Origin of the sequence: Microvirga aerilata (assembly GCF_016743775.1) — a bacterium.
GTDB lineage: Bacteria > Pseudomonadota > Alphaproteobacteria > Rhizobiales > Beijerinckiaceae > Microvirga > Microvirga aerilata.
Genome location: NZ_JAEQMY010000150.1, coordinates 1 through 8,086, shown reverse-complemented (window position 1 = coordinate 8,086; position 8,086 = coordinate 1). Strand labels below are relative to the sequence as shown.

General features: G+C 57.4%; 11 protein-coding genes. 5 read left to right on the top strand and 6 right to left on the bottom strand.

The features are described from left to right. Positions 1–169: 169 nt before the first annotated feature. Positions 170–376 carry a hypothetical protein gene (locus tag JKG68_RS29965; RefSeq protein ID WP_202065832.1) on the top strand — a complete coding sequence of 69 codons (207 nt, stop codon included), beginning with the start codon at positions 170–172 and terminating at the stop codon, positions 374–376. Between the two features lie 289 nt (positions 377–665). Here the strand turns inward: JKG68_RS29965 and JKG68_RS29960 are convergent, their stop codons facing one another. Continuing rightward, positions 666–956: a DUF1330 domain-containing protein gene (locus tag JKG68_RS29960; protein ID WP_202065831.1), complete on the bottom strand. Its 291-nt coding sequence runs from the start codon at positions 954–956 to the stop codon at positions 666–668. A gap of 890 nt (positions 957–1,846) precedes the next feature. Between JKG68_RS29960 and JKG68_RS29955 the strand changes: the two genes are divergently transcribed. Further along, positions 1,847–2,014 (top strand): hypothetical protein, encoded by a 168-nt coding sequence (locus JKG68_RS29955; protein ID WP_202065830.1) that lies wholly within the window; start codon positions 1,847–1,849, stop codon positions 2,012–2,014. A 1,174-nt stretch (positions 2,015–3,188) separates the two neighbouring features. Here JKG68_RS29955 and JKG68_RS29950 read toward each other — a convergent pair. After that, the gene (locus tag JKG68_RS29950) at positions 3,189–3,518 is read right to left on the bottom strand and encodes a hypothetical protein (protein ID WP_202065829.1); all 330 of its coding nucleotides are present in this window, start codon (positions 3,516–3,518) and stop codon (positions 3,189–3,191) included. Between the two features lie 290 nt (positions 3,519–3,808). Here JKG68_RS29950 and JKG68_RS29945 point away from each other — a divergent pair, with 290 nt between their 5' ends. Continuing rightward, on the top strand, positions 3,809–4,156 hold the full coding sequence (locus JKG68_RS29945) for a hypothetical protein (protein WP_202065827.1): 348 nt from the start codon (positions 3,809–3,811) through the stop codon (positions 4,154–4,156). A 620-nt stretch (positions 4,157–4,776) separates the two neighbouring features. Here the strand turns inward: JKG68_RS29945 and JKG68_RS29940 are convergent. After that, entirely contained in the window at positions 4,777–5,169 is a 393-nt protein-coding gene (locus JKG68_RS29940; RefSeq protein ID WP_202065825.1) for a RidA family protein, read from the bottom strand. A gap of 160 nt (positions 5,170–5,329) precedes the next feature. Between JKG68_RS29940 and JKG68_RS29935 the strand changes: the two genes are divergently transcribed. Together JKG68_RS29935 and JKG68_RS29930 are read left to right on the top strand one after the other, a co-directional pair. Then, on the top strand, positions 5,330–5,620 hold the full coding sequence (locus JKG68_RS29935; protein ID WP_202065823.1) for a DUF1330 domain-containing protein: 291 nt from the start codon (positions 5,330–5,332) through the stop codon (positions 5,618–5,620). Between the two features lie 127 nt (positions 5,621–5,747). After that, on the top strand, positions 5,748–6,155 hold the full coding sequence (locus JKG68_RS29930) for an NUDIX domain-containing protein (protein WP_202065815.1): 408 nt from the start codon (positions 5,748–5,750) through the stop codon (positions 6,153–6,155). Here JKG68_RS29930 and JKG68_RS29925 read toward each other — a convergent pair. The 3 genes from JKG68_RS29925 to JKG68_RS29915 all read right to left on the bottom strand — a co-directional run. Continuing rightward, positions 6,152–6,823 carry a transglutaminase-like cysteine peptidase gene (locus JKG68_RS29925; protein WP_202065813.1) on the bottom strand — a complete coding sequence of 224 codons (672 nt, stop codon included), beginning with the start codon at positions 6,821–6,823 and terminating at the stop codon, positions 6,152–6,154. The genes JKG68_RS29930 and JKG68_RS29925 overlap by 4 nt on opposite strands. Before the next feature lie 204 nt (positions 6,824–7,027). Continuing rightward, positions 7,028–7,570 carry a Ros/MucR family transcriptional regulator gene (locus JKG68_RS29920; protein WP_202065811.1) on the bottom strand — a complete coding sequence of 181 codons (543 nt, stop codon included), beginning with the start codon at positions 7,568–7,570 and terminating at the stop codon, positions 7,028–7,030. A 336-nt stretch (positions 7,571–7,906) separates the two neighbouring features. Beyond that, the coding region (locus JKG68_RS29915) for an ATP-binding domain-containing protein (protein ID WP_202065809.1) at positions 7,907–8,086 on the bottom strand (180 nt) is incomplete at its 5' end.

The following is an 8,086-nucleotide window of genomic DNA, read 5'->3' as shown; positions in this document are numbered from 1 at the left end:
CAGAAGTCTACTCAAAGGTAGTAGAAGTGTGTTGTCAGAGTCGAAGCCTGATACGCGGTTCGTACAATTGCCACAAAATTTCCGCTGCGTTGCATATACGAGACCCTGAACGAGGGCGAGGTCATAGGGGCATTCAGCGGCTATCCGTGCCGCCAGCAAGAGTGTTTCGATGCAAGCCCTGGTCCGGACTGACGCACCGACAGTCACGTTCCCTCTCCCCACCCAGACGACCCTGAACCAGGCGCTGGACGCCTATGACCTTCAGCAGCTTGGAGAGAGACTGCGGGTTGCCTATGGTCCGGTTGAGGCTTCCCTCCCGGCGCGGTTGGCCGATCTTGTGGAGCGGCTCGCGCGACGGGAGCAGTCCAAGGAGTAGGTTGAGCGACTCTCAATCTCTCTGGTTGTAGACCCAATTCATTGTCGTTTCCTGCTTTATGCGGGAGAAGGGAATAAGCCATGGCCGGAAAAGCTCGTGTGAGACCCTCGTTTAAGAAGAACACCCGCCGCTATAAGGAGGTGGTTGCTCCAGCGAAAACGCTCGAAGGGCAGAGGAGGCTTACCAAGAAGCGCCGCTACGCCAACCGCCACGGTTAATGCTGAACGCAGGCCCGTCATTTTGTCCCACAGCAGTGGAGTAGACCTTGCCCAACCCGGCGAGGTGAACGTCACACCCCCGGCACGGCCCAGACATCCAGTTCGCCCGAGCCCTGACGCAACTTCTTTAGCTTGGCATATTGCGGTGAGTTCCAAACTGAGCGGATCACCTCCATCGAGGGAAACTCGAAGACAACCAGCCGCCGCCCATCATAGAAGCCCTCCAAGACCTCTACTGGACCGCCCCGGACGAGGTAGCGGCCACCATGCTTCGCGAAGAGTTCGGCCACCTTCTGACGGTACTCGGGCCAGCCCTCTTCGCGAGTGATCTTGATCCGCACGATCAGGTAGGCGATGGGCATGGCTATCCCCTCTCTGGTGCTGCCCCTCTCGGCTCAGGTTCACAAGATTTAAAGCCATCGTCACGAAGAGCAGGCAATGCTGTCCAACACATCGGCAATAATCTCCGAAGTAGCAGGGCGGCTGGGGTCAGATTGGTCAGCGTGAGTTTCCCAAAACGACAGCACCCGGTCGATCTGCTCCATCGTTCCACACTCACCGATCAGGCACAGCACGGGACAGGGCAGGGCAGATAGCCCATCCATGTGGCATCAGCCCATAATGTGCGTCCGCCTCTCAGGCCAGGATTGTATCCTGCGGCCCAGCGAAGGAACGCCTGATGCTGGTTGTATATCGCGCCACTAGGATCGAGAGCCTCACCAAACCTTGCCCGTTCGCGGCGCTGGAGCCGAGCCAGTCTGACCTCAGCGGGTACATACAGGAACACCACCAGATCGAACTTTGCAATCAGAGCATCACCCCACCCCGCTACAGACCCGGATAGCACCTACTGGTGAGAGGACGTTGTTGCCTCTGATAGAAGGTGCAAGCGATCAGGTGTGGGCCGCTTTCTCTGGAAAGGTGGTGCGGTCGGAAGCCAGTGGAGATCGTCGCTGTCGAGGTGCTGAAGCCCCAGCCGTCGCGCCAGTGCCCAGCCCAGCGTGGATGCACCACAACCGGCTGCTCCGAAGATGTGAATGCGCTCCAAGGGTCGCATCGCTCACCTCAGCAAGACCAGACATTGGTGAAACCGCCGCAGCACGGGGCTGAACGGCATCCGCATGTGACCGTCATGGCATCTGGAACAAGCCCAAGGTTTGTGCAGAGGGCAAAAGACAAAATCTTGCTCAATTGGTGCCCTACCTCGAAGAGCGGTGTCTCGAAGCAACAAACATCAAAGGAGGCTGGTGCGATGCTGAAACCCTTCTCGCGATACCTGAAGGCTGTCGAGGAGTACCTCCCCTCTGAGCACCACCCGCTTCTGCGCAATAGCCTCTATCTGGCAATCCTGGACTGGTACACCGATGGGGTCGATCCCAGAGAAGCCGCTGCTCGCATCAGCAATGCGGTCGCGGGATAGGTTGCCCCAGCACCTCAGGCCGGCTGGAGGTCTGGTGGGGCAGCACCATTGGTCGGTCCCTGCGCCCAGTGCAGAACCGACATCCTGCTCGCCCCTTGCAGCTTGTGTAATAGCCCAGCCGATGGTGCGGTCAACGGGATGCTTCAGGAGGTCTTTCATGGTGCTCACGCGACAGAGGCGCTCGGAACTACTCATAAGTTGCGAAACCGGGCTCAATGAAGTGTCGTGTCCGGAAGAACTCTCAATCACTTTGTCTGTAAAATACAAAGCCGAAGGTTAGCTCAGCATCATGGGGACGCATACTTTAGTAGAAGATCACATAGCTATTCTGGGTGGCCTACTTGCAAACCTCGGAGAGCCTCGGCTAAGACAGGGCACCCTAAGAAAGAAAAAGGCCACCCTTGCGAGTGGCCCGAAGTTTAGGGAGGAAACGCCCAAGAAGGGCAGCAACACTGCGACGCCAATCGCCGTGTTGCACTGCAAAAGATAGTTCTTGCCTGAACCATAGGCAAGCGCAAACGGGCAGCATCACTGCCCTTTTTTGTGGCTGCTGGCATGCAGCAAGGGCATAGCGGTACCCTGAGACGAACTTCCAGCGCACCAATGTGTCACCTCGCAAGGCTCAGGTTGCTGGATGCGTCGCATCTGCTCACTGCTGACGAGACCTCCATATGCGCGCTGACTGGAACAGCGCCTTTGCGCTTTCAGAACGAGCGGATCAGGGTTCTTGCTGCACTGCAACAACACTGACATAAAGGCAGTTGGAACGACAGGTCAGCCAGGAGACTGCTCATGGAGCAGCAAATAGAGCCGGAACAGGTCTATGGTGCGTCGTCTCACGCCAGCAGGGCTCTACGGGAGTCTCATAACTTCGAGACCATCTTCCACATACCTGCCACGCACCGGCTTGTGCTGGTCCGCTCCCGAAGCCAAGGCTGTCCACCGACAGCTATTGGCTGGGAACATGATGAGTATGGCTCAGACGGGCGTCTGGTGGCGCGTTACCGAAGCTTTGAACGCATAAGCCCAACCGGCGAGAGACAGAGCGGCTGGCGCAAGTTTGATTGCGTTGGTGAGTTGGTGAGCAAGGAAGACGATCTGAGCTAATTCGACTGGGGTCTTGCCGAAGCCGAGACAGGAACCTGCTGTTCAAGGAGCCGCAGGATCAACCAGTTTACTGCTCTGACTTTGCACGTATCAGAGGCGTTTCGGGCGCAGCATGCGATGACCATTGCGATTGTCGGTTGCTCTGGAGAGCAGCGAGTTCCCGCACGTAGTTCTCCCGCGGGGTAAGATGACAGGCCTTGAGCATCGCCAGGTCACGGTTTTTGACGCTCGCTTCAGGCAGGGTCCTCATGAGATGGTCGCGCTCGCGCTCATATTCATCGTCGATCTGTTTCAGAACGGATTGGAGTGATTGCACGAGAGGCTGAAGATCGGCGGGGCCTGTGAAGCTGGTCTCAGCCTCATGGCTGGAAGTCCCCTCCGGTGCCTGAACCGTCATACCGCGCCCCTATGCTCACCTTGGTTGATGATAATTTACCAGAGGAGAGCGCATCTCTTCTGTCGGAAACATGACAGAGCAGCAACAAAGCGACTGAAAGCGCAACATTTCAGCAATAAAGCTGCTTTCTGAGGCGCTTAATGGACGCAAAATTAGCAGAAGAACTCGCTCGCATCTTCACGAAAAGTCGAATGAGTGGCTTCAGCGGTTATCGCAGGGACATCGACTTGCTTGCGAAGCGTGGGCTTGGCTGTCAGACTCCTGTGGTTTGCTCACCAGAGGATTGCACCATGTCGTTACCAGCCATAGAGACAGTGAACCCGCGCCTCCAGGGCATCTCAGATCAGGTGAAGGGTCTCTCAGGCCGCATCAAGGTCTGGACCCAGGAGCAATCGACGCGCCGGTCACAACAGACACTCACGTCTGGAGAGCCATCGAACCCGCTCTACCTCCTTGCCGCCATCACTCTGGGCATCCCTGCCTTGCTGCTGATCCCGCTGGTCGGGCTGAATCCAGGCGTCCAGAACGGGATGTTCACGACCGTTATGACTTTCCTCGTCGTCTCGGCCTTTGTCACGGCAGTCGTGTTCGAGATCAAGAGGCTTGCTGATCAGCCCTCCGACGAGAGGCACCATTGAAAGACGGGTGACGCTCGAAACCCACCATTTGTAGGGTCAAGATAGAATTACCTGTGAGGTTCTGAAAAGACCCTTCAACATCGTTAAAGCTGGGGGAGATTGAACGGTAACATACGGGTAATTACGGGGCGATGCCCCTCCCCCAGCTTTTGGAAAACGCTTATATTGCTTCATTGTTTCACCCCGGCCAGGGGCACCATTTCCCAAGAGAATCCCTTATTTCAAGCCAATTTCGAGGCTCCGACTGAGCCAAAGTCAAAAGGTGAGAAACAAAGGTGAGAAAAATAGGCCTCCTTCCGTTCCCATCGGACTGCCGCGTACGATCCAATGAGACAGCTTGCGGCAAGGTATGGGGCTGACGTTCAGTTGTGCGACGTAATCGATAGGATTGCCTTCGACTGCCCCTGGAAGAGCAACGCCGGGGAGCGACCTCCTAACCAGTACGATCCCAAGTGCAAAGCTCGTTTTACGGACTTGACGGCAACCAGTTCCCCTCCCCCTGATCTGCCGCCTATGATGCGCAAGCTCACGGTTATCCAAGGTGGAAGGGGCTGAGAGATATTCGCCAAAGACCAGTAGACTGGCCCGGTCAGCAGAACGTTGTAGCGCTGCCCAAGGGCTTAGACCAGAGCAACGCACTCGATCTCGATGTCGAACTCCATCGGCCAGGAGCCCACCGGGACGAAGGTCCGCGACGGCGGGTTCTCGGGGAAGAAGCGGGCGTAGACCCGGTTGATCGATGGGTAGAACCCCGCATTGCTCGCGTACACACGGACCATCACTACCTTATCCAGCGAAGTGCCTGCGCTCTCAAGACACCGCTGAACGGCTCGAAGCGACGCCTCGGTCTGGGTCTCGATATCACCCCGCACGAACTTTCCCGTCTCCAGGTCGAAGGGTGGTGTTCCCGAAACAAACACAAAGCCATTCGCCTTGGTCACCAGTGACAGCGGCACCCCGACATTGCGCACCGCTTGTGAGAGGACCGGGACCTCAATGATCTCTTTTGACATAGCGGGCTCCTCTAGAACTGCGCAGACTTCCTGACGTGTCCAGTCTGCTCGAAACGTCCATGTTGCCTCTACAACTCTTGAGGATAGGAACTTCGATCTCCCCCTCGACCTGGGAGTTGCCAGGGCTGAATATGCAAGCGTCAGAAACTGGGGATTCGCCATGCCCGCTGCCTACCTGATCGTGCAGATCAAGATCACTCGCGAAAAGGGCTGGCCTGAGTACCGCCAGAAGGTGAGCGAACTCTTTGCTCAGCATGGCGGGCGCTATCTTGTCCGAGGTGGTCCGGTGGAAGTCCTGGAGGGCTCGTATGACGGGCGGCGACTTGTCGTGTTTGAGTTCTCCTCAATCGAGGTCATCCATTCCGTCTGGAACTCACCGGAGTATGCAGATGTGAAGAAACTGCGCGAAGGCGCGGGCGAACTGGATGTCTGGGCAGTGCCAGGAGTTTGATAGTCATTCGCCGCGTCGCAAGCCCCACCCCATTGCTTTGAGTACAGCCCTCCTTCCCTTCGCGCTCCAATGATGCGCAACTTCACCAACATCCCAAGTGGCAGAATGTAGAGCGGGGACGATCCTGATGATCCGCTATGACAACACGCCCACCGTCGTCGTGGTGCTGGTGCCTCTCCGAGGCGGCTTGCTGATGATCCGCCGTGCTCTTGCGGGCGACGGTCAGGGTAAGCTTGCTCTCCCCGGCGGCTACCAGATGCTCAGCCAGACATGGCAGGAAGCTGCCACACGTGAAGCGCTGGAGGAAACCGGCGTCGTTATTTTCCCCGAAGCATTGCGCGTTGTGACGGTGGAGACCACGCCAGATCGGCGGCAGAACCTGCTCTTTTGTCAAAGCCCCCCGGTCGAACATCAGGGTGCGTTCTCCCATGACACCGAAGTTTCCGAGGTACTGGTCATCTATGAGCCAGTAGAAACAGCCTTTCCGTTGCACACCCGTGTAGTCCGGGAGTTCTTCGAAAACTCCGGCGTCTAACGGGTTGCCGTTGAGAGTGAGGCAGGCTGATCTCCAAGAGCGACCCAGGCCTTGCCGCTGGTGCCCTCCCGCTTGATGAAGGTATAGCCAGTACGCCGCCAAGGCAGGATGGCATTGCGCTTGTTGTCAAGGATGAAATCACCACGGTCGGTGAGGACCATAAGTACCGCATGCCCCTGCCCTTGGTCGTCGATGACAGCTGTCATCCGCAGGACTCGATGCGGCAGACCGGCCTGGACCAGCAGCTTGCGCTTCAGAAGCTGAATGTCCTCACAGTCACCGAGCCCATCATCCGGATAGTCCCACCGGTCGAGAACACCCCAATGATCCTGGTCTGTGACGGCAAGGATCGATGAGTTGACGCGCTCGTTCACCTGCGTGAGAGCCGCCCAGATGCCATGGGTTAGAGTGATGTGCGCGGGCTGCGAGAGATCGACCCGACATTTGTGACGGTGGCTCTCGCAGAACCTGATCCAGGCATGCGTCGGTCCTGCGGGTCCTACGACTTGGATAGGGCCAGTTGTTCGCACCGGAAGCAAGCTCTCGGCAGAGGCAGAGCCTGCAAAGGCCGCAAGCGCGATGCTAATCAGCGCTGTCTTCAGGGCACTTCGTTTGGTGCCGCCGCTCAGATCAAGATGGGTGGAAATGGCCTGATACGCATGATCCATGGCAAGGCTCCAGTTACGGAGCCAATACGATGGGCAATCATGGTAAACAGGGTCTTAATGCCATCTGCGCACGGAGAGCGACATAACCGACGCAGCCCATGGATTGCAGCCTAGAAAGCGGCAGAGAAAACCCGGCGCTTGGAAGCACCGGGTTTAGCAGGCAGAGCATGAACGGCTATGGCCGAACCATATAAGGAGGGTGAACTATGCAGCCTTCTTCGTCCGACGTCCCTTAGCCGGTGCAGTCACTTCCTCGGATGTCACAGCCGCCTTGGCGGCGGCGCGCTTCGGCTTTGTGGGGGCAGCATCATCCGCAGCAGTCCCTATCGGAGCCTTGCTCTTCCTGCGCTGCTGGCCGAGCCCCATGGTCCTGGCAAGCTCGGAACGTGCCTTGGCATAGTTGGGGGCGACCATCGGATAATCGGCTGGCAGGCTCCACCTGGCGCGGTACTGCTCGGGTGTCATGTTGTAGGTGGTGCGCAGATGGCGCTTGAGCGATTTGAATGACTTTCCGTCCTCCAAGCAGATGATCGCATCTGGAGTGACGGACTTCCGCACCGACACCGCAGGCACCAACTCAGCCTTGGGCTCCTCCCGCTGACCCTGTGCGGTCTTCGTCAGAGCGGCATAGACGGATTGGAGCAACGACGGCAGGTCTGCGGCTGGAACGGAGTTGTTGCTGACATAAGCGGAAACAATGTCAGCAGAGAGTTTGATGTAGTTCGGAGAGGTTGCGCTCTCGCTCATAGTTTTTGTCCTCTGCCACACGGGGACTGGTTCGGGAGTGAATAGAACAAGATGAAATTCCAACAGGATCAACAGGAACGGCCCGTGCAGCACAACAGATGCCCGTGATCTGCGCCGGACGTATGCTTTAATTACTGCATTGGCAAGAGTACGTCGCTAATATCTTTTGGGATTGAGGAACAATCCTCGCCTATGTGCAGGTTTGACCTGTTACTTGATGTACTGGCCGGTTACTTTTTAAAGAGCCACCGCGTCGTGTGAATGACGAAGATACCAAAACGCAGCCCAAGGGCACGTGCGTAGCGTCTCCTATCAAGAACACGTTGTTTTGGACTGTCAGGCTGCTGCGAGCCACTCGCGGAGTTTCGTCCAGCGCCTCTTCATCTTCCCGCCCCTGACTGCCATTGCGACAGCTTTCTTCTGGCCCACCAACACGACCAGCCGCTTGCCGCGGGTGACCCCCGTGTAGAGCAGGTTGCGGGCCAGCATCGTGAAGTGCTGCGTGACGACAGGAAT